This window comes from Kitasatospora sp. NPDC005856 (assembly GCF_040629945.1).
Lineage (GTDB): Bacteria > Actinomycetota > Actinomycetes > Streptomycetales > Streptomycetaceae > Kitasatospora.
In genome coordinates, this window is record NZ_JBEXWT010000048.1 from 19,506 (window position 1) to 38,341 (window position 18,836).

11 protein-coding genes are annotated in these 18,836 nt (G+C 73.4%); 6 read left to right on the forward strand and 5 right to left on the reverse strand.

Going from position 1 to position 18,836, the window contains the following annotated elements; all coding sequences use genetic code 11:
* The first annotated feature begins 134 nt into the window (after nucleotides 1-134).
* The 3 genes from ABZ449_RS25840 (at nucleotide 135) to ABZ449_RS25850 (ending at nucleotide 4,131) form a co-directional block, all read left to right on the forward strand.
* Nucleotides 135-1,751 carry a sugar ABC transporter ATP-binding protein gene (locus ABZ449_RS25840; RefSeq protein WP_360350297.1) on the forward strand — a complete coding sequence of 539 codons (1,617 nt, stop codon included), beginning with the start codon at nucleotides 135-137 and terminating at the stop codon, nucleotides 1,749-1,751.
* A 73-nt stretch (nucleotides 1,752-1,824) separates the two neighbouring features.
* Nucleotides 1,825-2,850, forward strand: a complete 1,026-nt coding sequence (locus ABZ449_RS25845; protein ID WP_360350299.1) for an ABC transporter permease — start codon at nucleotides 1,825-1,827, stop codon at nucleotides 2,848-2,850.
* A gap of 474 nt (nucleotides 2,851-3,324) precedes the next feature.
* Nucleotides 3,325-4,131: a DeoR/GlpR family DNA-binding transcription regulator gene (locus tag ABZ449_RS25850; protein WP_360350302.1), complete on the forward strand. Its 807-nt coding sequence runs from the start codon at nucleotides 3,325-3,327 to the stop codon at nucleotides 4,129-4,131.
* A 28-nt stretch (nucleotides 4,132-4,159) separates the two neighbouring features.
* Here ABZ449_RS25850 and galK read toward each other — a convergent pair whose 3' ends face one another.
* Nucleotides 4,160-5,305, reverse strand: a complete 1,146-nt coding sequence (gene galK, locus ABZ449_RS25855; RefSeq protein WP_360350305.1) for a galactokinase — start codon at nucleotides 5,303-5,305, stop codon at nucleotides 4,160-4,162.
* A 264-nt stretch (nucleotides 5,306-5,569) separates the two neighbouring features.
* On the opposite strand from galK, the gene galT reads away from it, so the two are divergent.
* The 3 genes from galT (at nucleotide 5,570) to ABZ449_RS25870 (ending at nucleotide 10,553) form a co-directional block, all read left to right on the forward strand.
* Nucleotides 5,570-6,676 carry a galactose-1-phosphate uridylyltransferase gene (gene galT / locus ABZ449_RS25860; RefSeq protein ID WP_360350308.1) on the forward strand — a complete coding sequence of 369 codons (1,107 nt, stop codon included), beginning with the start codon at nucleotides 5,570-5,572 and terminating at the stop codon, nucleotides 6,674-6,676.
* A 102-nt stretch (nucleotides 6,677-6,778) separates the two neighbouring features.
* Nucleotides 6,779-7,537, forward strand: a complete 759-nt coding sequence (locus ABZ449_RS25865; RefSeq protein WP_360350311.1) for a DeoR/GlpR family DNA-binding transcription regulator — start codon at nucleotides 6,779-6,781, stop codon at nucleotides 7,535-7,537.
* Nucleotides 7,538-8,405: 868 nt separating this feature from the next.
* Nucleotides 8,406-10,553, forward strand: a complete 2,148-nt coding sequence (locus ABZ449_RS25870) for a TIM-barrel domain-containing protein (RefSeq protein ID WP_360350370.1) — start codon at nucleotides 8,406-8,408, stop codon at nucleotides 10,551-10,553.
* A gap of 96 nt (nucleotides 10,554-10,649) precedes the next feature.
* Here ABZ449_RS25870 and ABZ449_RS25875 read toward each other — a convergent pair whose 3' ends face one another.
* Genes ABZ449_RS25875 through ABZ449_RS25890 form a run of 4 tightly spaced genes read right to left on the reverse strand, consistent with a single transcriptional unit; the run spans nucleotide 10,650 to nucleotide 18,713 of the window.
* Nucleotides 10,650-11,876: a TIGR02679 family protein gene (locus tag ABZ449_RS25875; RefSeq protein WP_360350314.1), complete on the reverse strand. Its 1,227-nt coding sequence runs from the start codon at nucleotides 11,874-11,876 to the stop codon at nucleotides 10,650-10,652.
* The gene (locus ABZ449_RS25880; protein ID WP_360350317.1) at nucleotides 11,873-15,970 is read right to left on the reverse strand and encodes a TIGR02680 family protein; all 4,098 of its coding nucleotides are present in this window, start codon (nucleotides 15,968-15,970) and stop codon (nucleotides 11,873-11,875) included. Before ABZ449_RS25880 ends, ABZ449_RS25875 begins: the two co-directional genes overlap by 4 nt.
* 17 nt (nucleotides 15,971-15,987) lie before the next feature.
* Nucleotides 15,988-17,202: a TIGR02678 family protein gene (locus ABZ449_RS25885; protein WP_360350320.1), complete on the reverse strand. Its 1,215-nt coding sequence runs from the start codon at nucleotides 17,200-17,202 to the stop codon at nucleotides 15,988-15,990.
* Complete coding sequence (locus ABZ449_RS25890; protein WP_360350323.1) at nucleotides 17,199-18,713, reverse strand: TIGR02677 family protein; 1,515 nt, start codon at nucleotides 18,711-18,713, stop codon at nucleotides 17,199-17,201. Before ABZ449_RS25890 ends, ABZ449_RS25885 begins: the two co-directional genes overlap by 4 nt.
* Nucleotides 18,714-18,836: the final 123 nt, after the last annotated feature.

Sequence of the window (18,836 nt, forward strand, 5' to 3'; positions counted from 1 at the left end):
GGGCGGGCCCGGACCGGCCGCATCCGCCCGCCGCGCACCTGCGCCGCTCCCGGAGCCCGCACGCACGAGCACCGGCGCCGTCCGTACGCCCGGCTTCCCCACACCGCACGCACCGCACCGCCAACGAGGCCCCGATGACCACACCCGCACCGTCACCCGTCCCGCCGTCTGTCCCGTCACCCGTCCCGCCGACGAGCGGCTCGCCCGGCCTCAGCGCCGAGGGCGTGTCCAAGCGCTTCGGCTCCGTCCAGGCGCTGCAGGACATCGACTTGAGCTTCCCGCCGGGCCGCGTCACCGCCCTGATGGGCGAGAACGGCGCCGGGAAGTCCACCCTGCTGCGCATCCTCACCGGTGACCACCGCCCCACCGAGGGGCGCGTCCTGCTGGACGGCGAGGCCCTCGACCTGCACTCGCCGATCGACGCCCGCCGGGCCGGGATCCGGATCATCCCGCAGGAGCCGGAGATCATCCCGCACGTCTCGGTCGCCGAGAACGTCTACGCCGGCTCCCTGCCCCGCCGCTCCGGCCGCCGGCTGGACCGCGCCGAGCTGCGCCGCCGGATCACCGCGGACCTGGCCCGCCTGGGCTTCGACAAGGTCCTCGACCCCGATCTGATCGGATCCGAACTCACTGCGGCCCAGCGCCAGTTGGTCGAGATCCTGCGCGCCCTGACCGGCGCCGTCCCACCACGCGCGATCGCCTTCGACGAGCCCACCTCCTCACTCTCCGAGCACGAGGTCGAGGCCCTGTTCACCCTGATCGGACGACTGCGCGACGAAGGCATCGCCGTCATCTACGTCTCCCACCGGATGAAGGAGATCTTCCGGCTCGCCGACCGGATCGCGGTGCTGCGCGACGGCACGCTGGCCGGTGTGGTCGACGCCGCCGAGACGGACGAGGGCGAGCTGGTCCGGCTGATGGTCGGCCGGGACCTGTCCTCGCTGTTCGTCCGGCAGAACGTCGCCACCGACCGCGTCGTGCTGGACGTCCGCGACCTGACCACCGACGACGTGCACGGGGTCAGCCTGAGCGTCCGGGCCGGCGAGGTCGTCGCGCTGGCCGGCCTGATCGGCGCCGGACGCTCCGAACTCGCCCTCGCCCTGGCCGGCGACGCCCCGATCCACTCCGGCACGGTGGCCCTGGGCGGCGAGGTCCTGCGACTGAGGAACCCGCGCGCCGCCATCGCCGCCGGCATCGGCCTGGCCCCCGAGGAGCGCAAGGCCCAGGCGCTGTTCCTGCAGCGCACGATCCGCGACAACACCTCGCTGGTCAGCCTGCGCCGGCTCAGCCGCGGTCGGTTCGTCAAGCGCCGCGAGGAGAAGGCCCTCGCCCAGGAGTACGCCGACCGGCTGCGCGTTCGCGCCCCCTCCATCGAGGCGGAGGTCCGCACCCTCTCCGGCGGCAACCAGCAGAAGGTCGTCCTCGCCCGCTGGCTCGCCCGCAAGCCCGACCTGCTGATCCTCGACGAACCCACCCGCGGCGTCGACATCGGCGCCAAGGCCGAGATCTACCAGATCATCGCCGACCTCGCCCGCGAGGGCACCGCCGTCCTGGTCATCTCCTCCGAACTGCCCGAAGTCCTCGGCCTCGCCGACCGGGTCGTGGTGATGCAGAACGGCCGCACCACCGGCGAACTGACCCGTGACCAGGCGACGGAAGAGGCCGTCCTCGCCCTCGCCATGGCCGACGGCCTCGCCACGGCCGAAGACGTCGCCGCCACCGCCACCGCCCAGACCGGAGAGACCCCGTGAACGAGCGCAGCGAGCGAACCATCGGAAGGCGCGCGTGGGCAAGTGCCCCGGCCGAGCGCAGCGAGGTGGGCGCATGACCACCGCCACTCCCCCGGACGCCGGTACCCTGCCCGGCCGGTCCGGCGGCCCGCGCGCCCTGCTCGCCGCGATCGGCGGCCAGAACCTCAGCCTGATCGGCGCCCTCGCCGTCGTCGTCGGCCTGTTCGGCACGCTCAACCCCAACTTCGTCGGCTGGGACAACGTCCAGGTCATCGCCGAGGCCGCCACCATCTCCGGCCTGCTGGCCGTCGTCCAGACCGTCGTCATCATCTGCGGCGGCCTCGACATCTCCGTCGGCTCCCAGGCCGGCCTGGCCTCCGTCACCAGCGCCATGGTCTTCACCTCCAGCGGCGCCAACCCGTACCTCGGCATCGGCGCCGCGCTCGCCATCGGCGCCGGCATCGGCCTGTTCAACGGCGTCGTCATCATCTACGGCCGGGTCAACCCGACCATCGCCACCCTCGCCGGACTGGCCGCGTACAAGGGCGTCGCCCAGCTCGTCTCGGACGGCCGCGCCCAGGGCTACGTCCTGAACGACCCGGTCTTCGTCTTCCTCAGCCGCGGCAAGATCGCCGGCCTGCCCACCATGGTCTGGCTGCTGATCCTCACCGCCGTCGCCGTGCACGCCCTGCTCACCTACACCGACATCGGCCGCAACATCTACGCCCTCGGCGGCAACGACACCGCCGCCCGCCTGGCCGGCATCAACCTCAACAAGTACCTGATCGCCGCCTACGCCCTCTCCGGCACCGTCGCCGCCCTGGCCGGCGTGCTGCTCACCGCCCGCACCGGCAGCGGCCAGCCCGTCTCCGGCAGCGAGGGCCTGGAGCTCCAGTCGATCACCGCCGCCGCGCTCGGCGGCTGCGCCCTCAAGGGCGGAAAGGGCAGCATCGGCGGCACCCTGCTCGCCGTCGCGCTGCTCGGCGCCCTGCAGAACGGCCTCACCGTCCAGGGCATCAACGCCTTCTGGCAGAACGTCGCCCAGGGCGCCCTGCTGGTCGCCGCCGTCGTCATCCAGCAGCGCCGCAACCGCGAGCGCGCGGTCGGACTGCCCGCCTGACCAGGGACTCCCCGGCGCGTGGCGGCCCACCGCCCCGCGCCGGGGCCGGCTTCCCCGAGGAATGCCGCCCGACCCCCTCCCGCACCGGGCACCCCGGTGTTCGGATCCCGGTGACGGTCCTTCTCCGTCTCCGGCCGGCTCCGGAGACGGAACGGCGGCCGGTCGCCGAGGGTGGGCCGGACCGCAACCGGAACCGCCGGTGCCACCCCTGACCGTGGCACCGGCGATTGCGTGCCCCGGATCCGCGACCGCGGTGCCCGCCGCACCGGCCGTCGCCCTCCGGGCCGTGGGGCGCAGCGGCGGCCTGGGATACTGGATCACGTCGCTACCGCCCGTTCCCCGGCCGACGCCCCCGACGCTCCGGCCGCCCCGTCCGGCCCGCGACGGCCGAGCACGTTCGTCGTCCACGACCGTGACGGGGTCGACCGGAGGAAGCGGGAGCGACCAGGCACCCGTTCGATCGAAAGGGCCTTCGTGGCTGATCAGAGTTTGCTCGCCCCGCAGCGCCAGGCGCTGATCCTGGAGGCCATCCGCGAGGCCGGCGCGGTGCGCGTCGCCGAGCTGGTGGAACAGTTCGGCGTGTCGGACATGACGATCCGTCGCGACCTGGACGCACTGGTGCGCCAGGGAGCAGTGCGGAAGGTCCACGGCGGGGCCATCGCGGTGGGGGCCGCGAGCACGGACGAACCCGGCTTCGACGTCAAGTCCGAGCTGGAGGAGAGCACCAAGGCCGCGCTGGCGGACGCCGCCGCGCGACTCGTCGAACCGGGCAGCGTGGTGGCGCTGTCCGCCGGCACCACCACCTACGCCGTCGCCTCCCGGCTGCTGAACATCCCCCGGCTGACCGTCGTCACCAACTCCCTGCGGATCGCCGACCTGCTCTGGGCGGCGGAGAGCGACGGAACGGAGAGCGTCCCGTCGCTCCTGTTGACCGGAGGGGCGCCGACCCGCTCCGCGGCCCTGGTGGGAGCCCTCGCGGACCAGACGATCCGCACGCTCCACGTGGACCTGCTGATCCTCGGCGTGCACGGCGTCAGCGAGCAGGCCGGACTCACCACGCCCAACCTGGCCGAGGCCCAGACCAACCGGGCGCTGATCGCCTCGGCCCGCCGGACCGCCGTCGTCGCCGACCACACCAAATGGGGCGTCGTCGGCCTGAGCAGCTTCGCGGCCCTGACGGAGGTCGACTGCTTCATCACCGACGACGCCCTCCCGGCGGCGGCCCGCAGCGCGCTCGCCGACACGGTCGGCGAACTCGTCGTGGTGCCGACCGCCGGCTGACCGGGCGGGGCGGCCCGGAGCCGCCCGGTCAGGCCAGGCGCCGGGCCCCCGCCGAGGGGACGGCGGTGAAGGCGACGGGAGCGGCGAAGCCCGCGGTCGCGAAGGCCGAACGCACCGCCTCCGCGACCGCCTCCACGTCCGCCGTCTCCACCAGGGCGATGACGGAGCCGCCGAAGCCGCCGCCGGTCATCCGGGCGCCCAGCGCCCCGGCGGCCACGGCGGCCTCGACCGCGAGGTCCGTCTCGGGGCAGGAGACCCGGAAGTCGTCGCGCAGCGAGGCGTGTCCGGCCGTCAGGACCGGCCCCAGCGCGGCGGTCCGGCCGGCGTCCAGGTGCTCGATCGTCTCGACCACCCGCTGGTTCTCGGTGACCACGTGCCGCACCAGCGGGGCGAGCTCCTCGGGCAGGCGCTCCAGGGCCGCGTCCAGATCGGCGGCCGGCAGGTCGCGCAGGGCCTCCAGGCCGAGCAGGTCGGCGGCGCGCTCACAGCCGGCCCGCAGGGCAGCGTAGGCGCCGTCACCGAGGTCGTGCTTGACCCTCGTGTCGATCACCAGCAGCCGGAGGCCGGCCGCCTCCAGGTCGAGCGGGACGTGCCGCTGCTCCATCGTCCGGGTGTCCAGGAACAGCGCGGCGCCCTCCGTGCAGCACGCGGAGGCCATCTGGTCCATCACCCCGCAGGGCACGCCGACGAAGGCGTTCTCGGCCCGCTGGGCGACCAGGGCGATTTCCGGCGCGGTCAGGCCGAGCCCGTACAGGTCGTTCAGCGCGGCGGCCGTGGCGCACTCCAGGGCGGCGGAGGAGGAGAGCCCGGCGCCGGTGGGCACGTCGCTGTCGACGTAGAGGTCGGCGCCGCCGATCGCGTGTCCGGCGTCGGCGAGGGCCCAGAAGACACCGGCCGGGTAGGCGGCCCAGCTGGTGACCACACCGGGGGCCAGACCGTCGAGCGCGAGGTCGGTGATCGTGCCGTCGCCCTGGGCGCTGTAGACCCGCACCCGGCCGTCCTCGCGGCGGCGGGCGGCGACCTTGGTGGCGTGCGGGAGGGCGATCGGCAGGACGAAACCGTCGTTGTAGTCGGTGTGCTCACCGATCAGGTTCACCCGGCCGGGCGCGGCCCACACGCCGGTCGGCCGGGCGCCGTGGACGGCCTCGAAGTCGGTGGCGGCCTGGTCGATCATCTGCTCGGCTCCCGTACGTCGTGTCAGTGCGTCGTGTCGGCTCCCGCCGGCACCTCCGTCGGCGAGCGGGAGTTTATTTCGACATAATCAAACATGATGCGCACCCACAGTCAACACCTGCGAATTTCTCGCCGATCCCCGCACCGGGAGGGCGCGCCGCGATCGGCTGGTAGGTCTACACCTGTTGACAAACGATCGTATATGTTTGATTCTGTTGGAGATCGGCACAGGCGGGCCGACGTCCCACGCAGAAGGAGCACAGCGGTGCACAAGACCGCGACCAAGCTGGCCGACGGCCGCGAACTCGTCTACTACGACCAGGAGTCGGGTACGGTCCGCGACACCGTGGACGAACGCCCCCTGGAAGCCGCCGCGAGCCTCTCCGAGACCCGGCTCGACCCGGTGCTCGGCGAGTGGGTCACGGTCGCCGCCCACCGCCAGCAGCGGACCTACCACCCCCCGGCCGGCGAGTGCCCGCTCTGCCCCTCCCGGGACGGACGGCTGAGCGAGGTCCCCGCGGCCGACTACCAGGTCGTGGTCTTCGAGAACCGCTTCCCCTCGCTGGCCCTGAACTCCGCCGCCCACGTCACGGCCCGGGAGGACGACCCGCTGCGCACCCTCCGGCCGGGCACCGGCCGCTGCGAGGTGGTCTGCTTCGCCCCCGACCACGACGCCTCCTTCGCCGACCTGGACGAGGCCAAGGCCCGCCTGGTGCTGGACGCCTGGACCGACCGCACGGCCGAACTGTCGGCCCTGCCCGAGATCCGGCAGGTGTACTGCTTCGAGAACCGCGGCGAGGAGATCGGCGTCACGCTGGCCCACCCGCACGGGCAGATCTACGCCTTCCCCTTCGTCCCCTCCCGCACCACGCGGATGATCCGCCGGGCCGAGGCACACCGGGCGGACACCGGGCGGAACCTCTTCGAGGACCTCCTCGCCGCCGAACGGGCCGCCCCCGAGCGGCTGGTGCTCCGGGGCGAGCACTGGACCGCCTTCGTGCCGTTCGCCGCCCGCTGGCCGTACGAGGTCCACCTCTACCCCAACCGCCGGGTGCGCGACCTCACCGAGCTGAAGGAGGCCGAGCGCGCCGAGTTCCCCGGCCTCTACCTGGACCTGCTGCGCCGCTTCGACCGACTGTTCCCCGCGCCCGCCGGCTCCGCGCCGAACCGGACCCCGTACATCTCCGGCTGGCACCAGGCGCCGAAGGACGGCGGCGACGAACTCGCCCTGCACCTGGAGCTGTTCACCATCCGGCGCGCTCCGGGCAAGCTCAAGTACCTGGCGGGCGTGGAATCCGGACTCGACGCCTTCGTCACCGACGTGAGCCCGGAGGCCGCCGCCCAGCGGCTGCGCGACGCCGCGGCCCACTGACCCGCCGACCCGCCGACCCGCCGACCCGGCACGGGGTGCCTCCGGGTGCGAGCAGTTCCGCGCAGAGATCGTCGCCCGCGCGGGCGGCACTAGACTTCCGCCATGCTCAAAGCCGACCGCACCTCCCGGATCCTCACGCACCTCACCGAGACGGGCAGCGCCGACGTGCACGAGCTGGCCGGGCTCCTGCGGGTGTCGGCGGCCACCGTCCGCCGGGACCTCCAGGAACTCCACGACCAGGGCCTGCTGCACCGCACCCGCGGCGGGGCGGTCACCGGCGCCGTCAACCTCGAACTCCCCCTGCGCCACAAGCACGGCAAGCGGCAGGCGGAGAAGCGCCGGATCGCCCTGGCGGCCGACCGGCTGGTGCCCGACGGCGCGGTGGTCGGCCTCACCGGCGGCACGACCACCAGCGAACTGGCTCGCGTCCTGGCCGAACGCGGCAACATCACCATCGTGACCAACGCCGTCAACATCGCGGCCGAGCTGATCGTCCGGCCGGACGTCCGCCTGGTGGTGGTCGGCGGCATCGCCCGGACCACCAGCTACGAACTGGTGGGGCCGGCCGCCGACCGGATGCTCGCGCAGTACCACCTCGACCTCGCGTTCATCGGCGTCGACGGCCTGACCGCCCAGCAGGGCTGCACCACGCACGACGAGATGGAGGCCCAGACCGACCGCGCCTTCCTGCGCAGCAGCGCGCGGTCCGTCGTCCTGGCCGACAGCAGCAAGATCGGCCAGGTCACCTTCGCCCGGATCTGCCCGCTCTCCGAGGTCCACGATCTGGTCACCGACACCGAGGCCACCGCGGCCCAGGAGGAGGCGATCGCCGCCGACGGGGTGCGGGTCCTGCGCGCCTGACGCCAGGTCACCGGCCCTGCGGGGCCCGGATCCCGCAGGCGGACCGGTTCCCCTGGGCGCCCGAATCCCGCCACCACACAACGCCCGGCCGGGCTTCCCGGCCGGGCGTTTCTGCCATCCCAGCGGTTGACATGAACTCACCGACACAGGAAGCTCTTTCGAGTCTGCGCAGAACAAGCTTGAATCAAGCAACTCCGATCACCCAACAAGCGCGGACGAAGGCGGTGGCCGAGGTGGACGAACGAGTGCCGGCCCTCCTCGGTCCGTGGTCCTCCGGGACCAGCGCCGCTCGCCCGCCCGAAACGTCCGGCGGGTCCCAGCCACCCACCGTCCGAACGGAGACACCACCGTGCGCCCACTCCGGCCCCACCTCCGCCGGGCCGCCCTCCCGGCGGCCATAGCCGCCCTCACCACCCTGGCCGGGCCCGTCGTCCCCGCCAGGGCCGCGGCACCCGGCTCCGCCGTCCTCGACCAGGGCCACCAGAGCGTCACCTGGCAGAGCCCGCAGTACGCCAAGGGCACCCTCGGCGACCCCGGCAGCTGCCCGCCGGCCGCACAGGACCCGGGCGGCACGGTCTGCGACCACTTCGACCTGACCGTGAACGTGCCGGCCGGCTACTGGGACGACAACCCGGAGGGCGGCGTCCCGGTGTCCGTCCGCTGGCAGAACCCGACCGACGACTTCGACCTCTACGTCTACGACGCCACCGGCAAGCAGGTGGCCGCCAGCGCGGGCACCGCGGACCCGGAGGCCACGGTGATCCCGAAGGCCTCCGGCACCTACCGCGTCCTGGTGGTCCCCTACGACGTCCACGGCGGCTCCTACACCGGCACGGCCTACCTGCCGCAGACCTCCGACGCCGGCGACCTGGCCTCCTTCGGCGGCTCCCGGGGCAGCTACGACATCTCCGCGGGCACCCTGAAGGCCCGGGTCGACTTCCTCGCCGACGACCAGCTGCGCCTGCGCGCCGCCCCGGACGGAGTCCTCACCGATCCGGCGGGCAGCGCGATCGTCCGCGAGCAGCCCGAGCCGCAGCGCGACACCAGCACCTTCGACGCCGGCGCGTACTACGGCATCCGCTCCAAGGGCCTGGTCCTGCGGGTCTACAAGCACCCGCTGCGCTTCGGCCTGTACAAGGCCGACGACCGCACCGCCCTGTGGCAGGAGGACGCCCCGCTGCGCTGGAGCACCAGCGGACTGCGGCAGAGCCTGGTGCGCGGCACGGACGAGCAGTTCTTCGGCGGCGGCGAGCAGAACGGTTCCTTCTCCCACCGCGACCAAACCGTCCACGTCGCCAACAGCTTCGACTGGAACGAGGGCGGCTACAACAACTCCCAGCCGTTCTACGTCTCCACCGCCGGCTACGGCGTCTTCCGCAACACCTTCACGCCCGGGACCTACGACTTCGGCTCGCCCGTCCGCACCGGGCAGCAGGAACGCCGCCTGGACGCCTACTACTTCACCGGTGACGTCAAGGCGGTGATCGGCCGGTACACCGCCCTGGTCGGCAAGCCCTTCATGCCGCCCGTCTACGGCCTGGAACCCGGCGACTCCGACTGCTACCTGCACAACGCCAACCGCGGCGAGCGCCACACCCTGGACGCGCTGAAGGTCGCCGACGGCTACGTGGACAACCGGATGCCGCTCGGCTGGATGCTGGTCAACGACGGCTACGGCTGCGGCTACGAGGACCTGGCACCGACCGGCACGGGCCTGCGCGAGGACCACGCCCAACTCGGCCTCTGGACCCAGAACGGCCTGCCCGACCAGTCCGCGGAGGTGAAGGCCGGCGTGCGGGTGCGCAAGCTCGACGTGGCCTGGGTCGGCAACGGCTACGACTTCGCGCTGAACGCCTGCGACCAGGCCAAGGCCGGCATCGAGGACGACAGCGACGCCCGCGGCTTCGTCTGGCTGCCCGTCTCCTGGGCCGGCGCGCAGCGCTGCGGCGTGCTGTGGAGCGGCGACCAGAGCCTGTCCTGGGACTACATCCGCTGGCAGATCCCGACCTACGCCGGCGCCACCATGTCCGGGATCGCCTACAACACCGGCGACGTCGGCTCGATCTTCCGCCGCGACCCCGCGATGTACGCGCGCGACCTGCAGTGGAAGGCCTTCCTGCCGACGATCATGACCATGGACGGCTGGGCCCGGGACATGACGGGCAAGCAGCAGCGCGACCAGCAGCCCTGGCTGGACGGCGAGCCGTACACCTCGATCAACCGCAAGTACCTGCAGCTCAAGGAGCGGCTGCTGCCGTACATGTACACCCTCTCCGAGGAGGCCACCCGCACCGGCGTCGGCGCGGTCCGGCCGCTCGCCCTGGAGTACCCGCACGACCCGAACACCCTCGGCCCCGACGCGAAGTACGAGTTCCTGGCCGGGCCCGACTTCCTGGTCGCGCCGGTCTACTCGGACACCACCGTGCGCGACGGCATCTACCTGCCCGAGGGCACCTGGACCGACTACTGGACCGGCCGCACCTACCAGGGCCCGACCACGATCAACGGCTACTCCGCCCCGCTCGACACCCTGCCGCTGTTCGTCCGCGGCGGCGCGATCGTGCCGATGTGGCCCGCGGGCACGCTGTCGTGGGAGACCCGGGACCGCTCCGAGCTCGACTACGACCTCTACCCGCAGGCCGCGGGCGACTCCTCCTACACCCTGTACGAGGACGACGGCGTCACCCGGCAGTTCACCGCCGGTTCCTCGGCCACCCAGCAGGTGGACGTGCACACCGACCGGGCCGTCACCACCGTCCGGATCGGCTCCAGCGACGGCGACTACGCCGGCAAGCCGGCCGAGCGGTCGTACCGCCTCACCGTGCACGGCCGCCCCGCCCCGCGCCAGGTGGTCACCGACGGCGGCCCGCTGCCCCGGCTCGACTCGGCGGCCGCGCTCGACTCGGCCGCCTCGGGCTGGTACCACGACGCCGCGACCGGGGTGACGACGATCCGGACGCCGTCCGTCTCCACCGGCGCCGGATTCTCGCTCCACCTGCTCCACGGCGGCAGCTGACCGCCCGACCGCGAGGGGGCTCGCGTCCCAGGGCCGAAGCCCCCTCGCACGGGCCGTCACCCAGGGCCTGTCCGGCGAATCCTTGCCGGACAGGCCCTAACCGTGGCGGTGGTCCGCCAGATCGTCGAGGAGGAGGTCGGCGACCATCTCCTCGACCACTGCTCTGCGCAGTGCGGCCATCGAGTCGACGAGGGCCGGGTCCCACGGTGCGGGCGTGAGGCGCCCCGGGTCGGGGCCCACGGGAACCCTTGTCGCGGCGGCCAGGTAGTCGTCGGCCCCCATGCGCCAGGGAACGGCTCCGGTCTTGGCGAGGACGTGGGCCGCGATGCGGACGCCCTCGCCGTCGAAGTCACCGTGGTAGCGCAGGGAGGCGCCGTCGTCGGCGAGTCGGCGCAACAGGTGGATCACGGCGGTGTTGGGCCAGCCGGACGTGCAGACGAGCGGCGGGCACCGGTGCCCGAAACGCCGTAGGGCGAGGGCGAGCACACTGGGGTTCTCGGTGATGTGCACCGCTCCCACGGGCCCGCTGAATCCGCCGGGTGAGCGCAATTGGGCGAGGGTGAGGCTGACGGGGTGGCCGGACGCGGCGCAGATCCGGGAGATCCCGGCGACCGGGCCTCCTCCCCCCGGGCGCAGACCGACGGCGAGCACGGTGGCGGACAGTTCGTCGTCCGCCACACCGGCTCGGCTCCAGAGTGCGCGCCGTCCCTCGGCGGCTTCGGGCACGGCGGTTCCGTACAGCACGGCCAGCGCACGCAGGACGAGAGCGGAGAGCCGGGTCCCGTCGTCGAGGGCGTGGGAGTCGCCGTCGAGGAGGCGGGCGGCGAGGACGGGTAGGGGCTCGCCATCGGCCGGGAGCGCCGCGAGGACGGTCAGCGCGGCGGTCAGCAGGCCCCGGGTCCGTTCGGGCGAGCCGTCCACGAGGCCGTTGGTCCGCAGGTGGCCGACCCATTCGAGCAGCACGGGCTGGGCTGTGACCACGTCGTGGCCGGCCAACCAGCCCCACACGGCGTCGCGTTGGCCGGTCCTGCGTTCCCGCTCGGCGGCCCGGTCATGGATCGGGCCGAGGATCGCGGTCACCACGTCCCGGACGGGCTGGCCGCAGACGTCCAGCACGGCACCGTCGAGTCCGGCGAGGGGGATCGTCGGTTCGGCACCGGGGAGCCGGTCGAGTCCGAGGAGGTCCGCCAATGCCTCCCGGCCGACGTCGTCGAGCGGCCCGGACCGCACCCGGCTGACGGGACGGCCGGTCGAGAGGCGGTCGTGGACGGCTGACCAGAGGGGCCGGAGCTCGGGCAGGTCGAGGGGGTGGCGGTCCGTCATGCCGGCTCTTCCGGGCTGGCCTCGTCGGGCAGCAGGTCGGTGCCCGTCCAGGTGAAGCGGGCGCTGGTGACGGCGTCGTCGCCGTCGCCTCCGGTGATCAGCTGGTGGACGGCGATGCCGGAGAGTTCCCGGTAGGTGCACCACTCGTGGTCGGAGGTGAGGACCAGGTCGAGGTCGAGCGCCGCGAGGAGGGCGAAGACCTGACCGCGGTTGACGGTGTCGACTCCGACGAAGACCTCGTCGAGCAGGATCAGCCGCGGGGAGTCCGGCACCGCCTCGTAGTGGGCGGCGACGGCGGCGAAGAGCGGCAGGTGGAGTGCGATGGCCTTCTCGCCGCCCGACAGCGCGCCGTGGAGCTTCTTGGTGAGCAGTTGCCACCCCGAGCCGTTGGCGCGGTCCAGCTTCACGACGAACTGGTGCCAGGCCGTGTAGTCGAGGACCTCGGCGAGCTGCTCCTCCCACGTGGCGGCGGTGTTACGGCTCTTGGCCTCCTCGATGCGCCCCCGGAAGAAGGCGTGCAGGGCCTCCCGGTCGGCTTCGGTGATCCGCGCCGGGTCCTTGAGCAGCAGTTCACGGGCCGTCCGGGTGCCGGCGGGCAGGTCGGGGTGGATCTGCCACACCAGGCGCACGGCCACTCGCGAGGCGGTGCGGACCCGCTCGAGGTGGCCGTTCATCCGCTCGACGAGTTCACCGGCCTGGCGGATGCGGGAGGCCAGGTGGCGGCGGGTGTCGCCGGTGAGGGTCCGGTCGAAGAGGCCGCGTTCGGCAGCGGTGATGTCGTCCTGGCTGCGGTCACGGTCAGCGGTGAGGATGGTGAGGAGGCCGGCCGCGCCGACCCGGATGCCCTCGACGGTGGCGGTGAGGACGTGGATGTCCTCCTCGGCCTCGAGTTCGAGGTCAGCACGGCTGCTGAGGCTCTGGCGGGCCCGGTGGACGGCTTCGGAGAGACGGTTGAGCGCGTCGCCGAGGTTCCTGGTGCCGTGCGGCAGGTTCGGCCACGCGGCGGCGGTCACGCGTGCCGCTTCGAGCGTGGCGCGGGTGCCGTCCTCGGAGGTGAGGACCAGGTCGATGCCCGCGTCCTCGGGGAATCCGAGGACGCAGAGCCGCCGGAAGCCGCGGGCTGCCTCGTTGCGGGCCGCCACGGCGGCATCGCGTCGCGCCAGGTCCTGGGCCATGGTGGCGCTCAGCGAGCCGATGCGGCCTTCGAGGGCGAGGAGTGCCCGGGTGGCGGCGTCGATCTCACGGCGGGTCCGGTCGAGGGACGCCCGCAAGTCGCTGATCCTGCCTGCCACTTGGCGGTAGTCCTCACCGACGGAGGTCTCGACGGCCTGGAGCGCGGATCGGAGCGCGCGGGCGGCGGCCTCGGCGGCCTCGGCTTCGTCCAGGCTCTCGGTCGCCGCGCCCTGGGACACCTCGGCGTGGCCGCGGGCGGTGTCCCAGGCGTGCCGGGCGGCCGCCCAGGCGAGGTGGGAGTCGAGCCACACGTCGGCCTGGTCGCGCAGCGCGTCGACCGCCGTGGCGGTCGCGTCCAGCGCGGCGCGTTCGGTCGGCAGGGCGTGCTCGGCCGATGCGACGGCGAGTGCGCGCAGCGCGGCCGCCACCGCGTCCTCCTGCCGCGCGAGCTGTCGGACGGCCTCGCGGACGGTGTCCTCGCGGGCGCCCACCTCGGACTCGGACTGCTCCCAGCCGCGTCTGGCCCGGTCCACCTCCCGGTGGTGCGGCCGGGAGCGGAGGTCCGCACCGAGGCGCGTCCGGCGGTCGGCGAGGGCGCTCAGCTGCGTGTCGAAACCGGTCACGTCGGCGTTGGCGTCGGCCAGTTCGGCGGTGAGCGCGGCGATCCGCCGCTGTCTGGCACGTTCCCGGGCGGCGGCTCCGATGTGGCTGGATTCCTCCTTGGTCCAGGAGCCGACCGCCGTCGCCAGCCGCCAGCTTCCGTCCGCCGCCACGGCGGCCGGGTGGCCCGCGGGGAGCGTGGGGCCGTAGGCGATGCCGGCGAGCAGCCGCCGTACCCGATCGACCGGAACCGGGCCGTCGGGTTCCGGGGACAGGACGTCGAGCAGTGAGGGGCCTGGGGCGGGAACGGCCGCTGCCGGGTCGGCCAGGGTGTCGTGGCCGACGACGGCGACGCCGCCGTCGGGGGTCATCCAGGCGTCCAGCAGGCCGGCCGCTTCCAGGGCCGCTTCGATGCCGGCCTGGTCGGCGGCCGGCACCTCCGGTCGGAACGCCAGCACGCGCCACAGCGGCGCACCCGGCAGGACCGAGCGGTCGGTGGTGCGGGTCCGTGGGGGGACGGGTGGAAGATCGACCGCGGCCGCGGTGCGCTCCAGCTCCTCGGCCAGCCGGTCACGCCGGGCGCGGGCGTCGTCCCGGCTGGCCCGGGCGGTCGTCTCCTCGGCCGTGACGGCGCTCTCCGCCGCACGGGCGGCGGCCTCCACCAGCGCGATGACCTCGGTCTCGACGGCGGCACGGGAGGCGAGTTCCTCGGCGTCCTCGATGCGCAGTTCGGTGCAGTCGGCCGCCGCCCACCGGCGGAGCAGGCCGGCCTGGGCGTCGACGGCGGCCTGGTAGGCGCGCGCGTTCCCGTCGCGCCTGGCGGTCACCTCGGCCAGCCGCTCGCGCACCGTGTCGAGGTGGTGCTCCGCGGTCGTCCGGTCCGCGACGGAACGCTCGTGGCGCTCGACGGCGGCGCGGACCTGGGCGATCTGTCCCTGCCGCGAGGCGACCGCGCCGCGCAGTAGGCGGCGTGCCGTACGCCCCTGCTCCCCCGTGTCGCCGGGGCGGCCCGGTGCGGTGCCCAGCACCGTCTGCACCTCGGCGCAGACGGACTCCATGGCGGCCCGTCGTGCCGCGCCTCGTACGTCCTCCTGTGCGGCGCGGGTGTGTTCGGCCCGCTGCTCGCAGCGCAGCCGCGCGTCGTCGGCGCGTTCGGTGTCCTCGGCTGCCGTGCGGACCTTCCGGTCGGCGGTGGCGCGGGTGCGGGCGGCGGTCCCGACGGCGTCGTCGGCCCTGCGCCGGAGCTGGTCGAGCTCCTGGCCCTGCCGGTAGACCTCGGAGTCGAGGAGCCCCTCGACGGCGCCTTCGGTCTCCTGTCTCCGGTGTTCGAGCTCCTGCTTCGCTCCCCTGCTCTCGTCGCGCTGACGCAGCGCTTCGTCGTGCTGCTCCTCGCTCTCCCGGGCGATGCGGGTCTGGTTGTCCATCTCGGTCGTCGCGGAGATGAGCGCGGCCGCCCCGGCGCGCAGGACACGCTGGGCGTAGCCGCGTTGCTGGTTCGCGACGGCGGTGGCCGCGGCCACTTCGTCGTCCAGGGTCTTCAGGTGTTCGCGCTGGCGGTCGAGGCGTTCGAAACCCTCGGCCAGTTCGGTGATCTCGCCCTGGCCGAGCGGGGGCAGGGCCCGGGAGAGCAGGGAGGACAGCAGCGACGGGTCCAGGCGCTCGGAGAGCTTGGGGGTGCGGAGCTGGAGCAGGGCGGTGATCAGGGCGTCGTAGCGCTGCTCGTTCAGCCCAGGGAAGAGCGTGGTCCGGACCGCGGTGCGGTAGTCGCTCGGTGATCCGTGCAGCTCGCCCCGGCCGTTCAGCGCTTCGGCCAGGGCGGCGCGGGTGAGCGGCTGGCCCGCTTCGTTGGCCAGGGAGAGACCGCCGGGCCGGTCGATCCGCGCGCCGGTGGTGAAGTAGTCGGCGGTGACACCGGTGGTATGCACGCTGGCCTGGAGTCGGGCACCGCAGGTGAACCAACCGGGGCCTGAGTCGCCGTCGCCGTCGGCGCGGACGAACTCCAGCCACACGTATCCGACCCGGGTCTTGCCCGAGGTGCCTTCGCCCATCAGGTTCCAGTGCATGGTGCGCTCGGAGCCGCCGAAGGTGGACAGCCGGTTGGGGCGCAGGCTGGCGTCGAGCAGGAACGGCAGGAGCACCTCCAGCGCCTTGGACTTGCCGGTGCCGTTCTGCCCCCGCAGGAGCAGGCGGCCCTCGTGGAAGGTGAAGGTCTCGTCGTAGTAGCGCCAGACGTTGAGGATTCCCGCCCTGGAGGGCTGCCACCGTGTCGCCCCGGGCACCGTTCGGGACGCGGAGGGCTGCGGAACTCGTGTCACGGTCATCGGAAGTCTTTCCCTGGTCAGGTTGCGGGGCCGTCGGTCGCGGTGGTCCGGTACCGGAACGCCGCCGGCCGGGGTACGGTGCGCTCGCCGATCCGGCGGGCCAGACCGAAGTCGCCGAGGACGCGAACGGCGTCGGCCGTGAGGCGCTGGGCGCCGTCCTCCGACTGGTAGCTCCTCGCCCACTGGGGGAAGCGCCGAAGGAGTTCGCTCGCCTCGGCGGTGAGCTGTTCCGGCGTCAGCCCGCTCGGAGCAGCCGTCAGCGGTTCCAGCAGGAGCAGGGCGGCGACCCGGGCCGTCGCGGAGTCGTCCGGGAAGCGGCTGTCGGTGGCGATCCCGTCCGGGTCGACGAGCAGGAGGCCGTCGGCCCGTTCCTCCAGCACGAAGCCGCCCTGCTCCGCGGCGCGCCGGACGATCTGGCGCCCGGTGGGCGAGGTGAGGTAGGCCAGTTCGTCGGCGCGGAGCTCGTCGTGGTGGAGGACGGGATCGTCGAAGAGCCGTCGCAGCACCGAGTGCCGGAGCCGGAGGTTGCGCTGTGCGTCCGAGGCGTCGGCGCCGCCGTACCGGCTCTCGTGCGCGGTGCCCCGCAGGAGCTCCTCGAAGCGCAGCGGTACGTCCTCCGCCGGGGCGGCCAGTCGGGACGGTCCGACGGGCGTCGCGAGCAGGCGCATCAGTACGGTGGCGTCCACCCGGTAGAGCACCTTGGCCTTCGCCGAGTCGACGAAGCTCTCCGTGGCGCCGTCCACGGTGAGGAGCGCGCCGTAGGACTCCAACAGCTTGAGGACGTCCACGAAGGCCATGCGCTCGGACTTGCTCGCCGTGTCGAAGGGTGGCAGCGCCTCGTCGGTGGCACAGGCCTGGACGACGCGGTCGGCGAGCAGGCCGACCGTCGTCACCGGGACCGGGAGCAGTTCGGCCGCGACGACGCACAGCAGGGTGTAGCGGCGGCGGTCGAACGGAGCCTTGCCGGACCGCAGCCGGCGGGCGGGGCGCGAGGCGTCGGGGACGGTCCGGATCTTGAGCAGGCGCGCGTAGCCCAGGCGTGGCTCCACCACCAGTTGCCAGCCGCAGTGGTAGTCGAACCACTTCGTCAACGGGTCCTGCCGGCGACGGATCAGCTCGAAGGCGGGCGGGTCGCCCCGCTCGGTGATCAGCGGTCGGCCGAGGAGCAGCCTGATGCCCCGGGCGACGTCCTGCCGCTCGGCCAGGACCAGCTGGTTCGCGAGGGTGCTCATCCGGCCTCCCGTCCGGCGGGTTCCCGCGCACTGCCCGCGCTGTGGATCTCCACCAGGTGGTCAGGCCCCTCCAGCCTCCCCCGAGGCGTCCGCAGGACGGCCCGCCCACCGTCGGGTAGCGGTCGGAGGACGACCTCGACCCGGCCGTCGGAGGTGACCGCCCGGCGCGCCCCGCCGGAGTCCGGCCGTGCGGCCAGTGCCCGGCCGAGGAGGTCGAGCAGTCGCTCGAAGACGGTGTGCTCCAGCATGCCGAAGCCGGAGAGCCGCACCGGGCCGTCGGTGATCAGGACGTCCCAGGCCGCTTCGAGTTCGGCGCGTTCCTTCCGGGCCCGCTCGGCGCGGGCCGCCTTGATCCCGCCGATGTCGCGCACCTTCCCGGTGCGGGTGAACCGCTCGGTGCGGCCGCTGGTGCGCAGCAGGGCCGACACCTCCACCGGCGGGGCCTCGGCCCAGCTCCCCGATGAAGGCACCAACTCGGGGTCGGGATGCGCAAGATGGGCGTGACGGGCGGGGCCGAGTCCGAAGGCGGTCGACCAGAGGCGGTGCAGGTCGTCCTCGGTGGGCGCCGCGGCGAACCAGCGGGCCAGTTCCCGGAAGTCCTGGACGGCGCTGGAGGAACGGCGCCGTGACTCGGTGATCCGGTCGAGGACCTGCAGGAGCGTCACGATCGCACGGCGCGCCACGTCGTGCAGCTGTTCCACTCGTGGTCGTGACCCGTCCACCGGCCGGAACCAGGCCTGCAGCCCCTCCCAGCGTGCCCGGCGCCGCTCCAGCCAGGCCGGCGCGGGATCGCCGTCGGCGAGCGGCGGCAGTTCGGCGCCCCGCAGCGCCCGCTCGTGCAGCAGGTTCACCCCCCACCCTTCGACCCGTTCCACGGCGGAGGCCACCGTCTGCCCCCGCTGGTCGAGGTTGACGAGGAACTCCTGAAGGTAGGCGACCGTCGCGGCCTTCACCTCCCGGAAGGTCACCAGGTCCGCTCCCTCGGCGCGCAGCAGGCGCTGCAGCTCGCCGTTGAACGCCTTGGTGTTGGCCAGCAGCGCTTCCAGGTGGCCCTCCAGCTCCTGCAGCGTGCTGAAGACCCGCCGGTCCGAGGACGTGGAGCCTCCCAGCAGGACGTACAGCTCGTCGAGCCGGTCCGTGATCGCCTCCAGCACCGCCGTCTGGAGCGCACCGGTCGAGGCGAGCACGGACAGGGCGTGCTCGACCCCGGCGAACGCGGCCTCACCGCGCCGGGTCAGCGAGTACTGGAGGTTGCGGCGTTCGTACTCCTCGGCGGTGCGGTAGTTCTCCGCATGGTTCTGCACGACGTCCAGCAGCTGCCACTCCCGGAGCCTCCGCAGGGCCTCCTGCAGGTCGTCGTCGTGGATCGCGTCGAGCCAGCCGACCGTCCGCAGCCGGGCGCGGACGTCGTCCAGCCCGAGCGCGGTCTCCAGCCGCTCGTTGGCCGCGCCGAAGGCCTGGAGGATCGCACCGTAGAGTTCGGACTTCTCCGCGGTCGTGAATCGGAACATCTCCGGCGGCACCCTGCGCAACGACACCCCTCCTTCGTGCTGCCCCGGAAGGGATTTTGTCAGGTGGCGGTGAGAACGTCGCACTGCCGCCGGCCCCGGACGGTTTCGCCCCTGCCCGGCAGG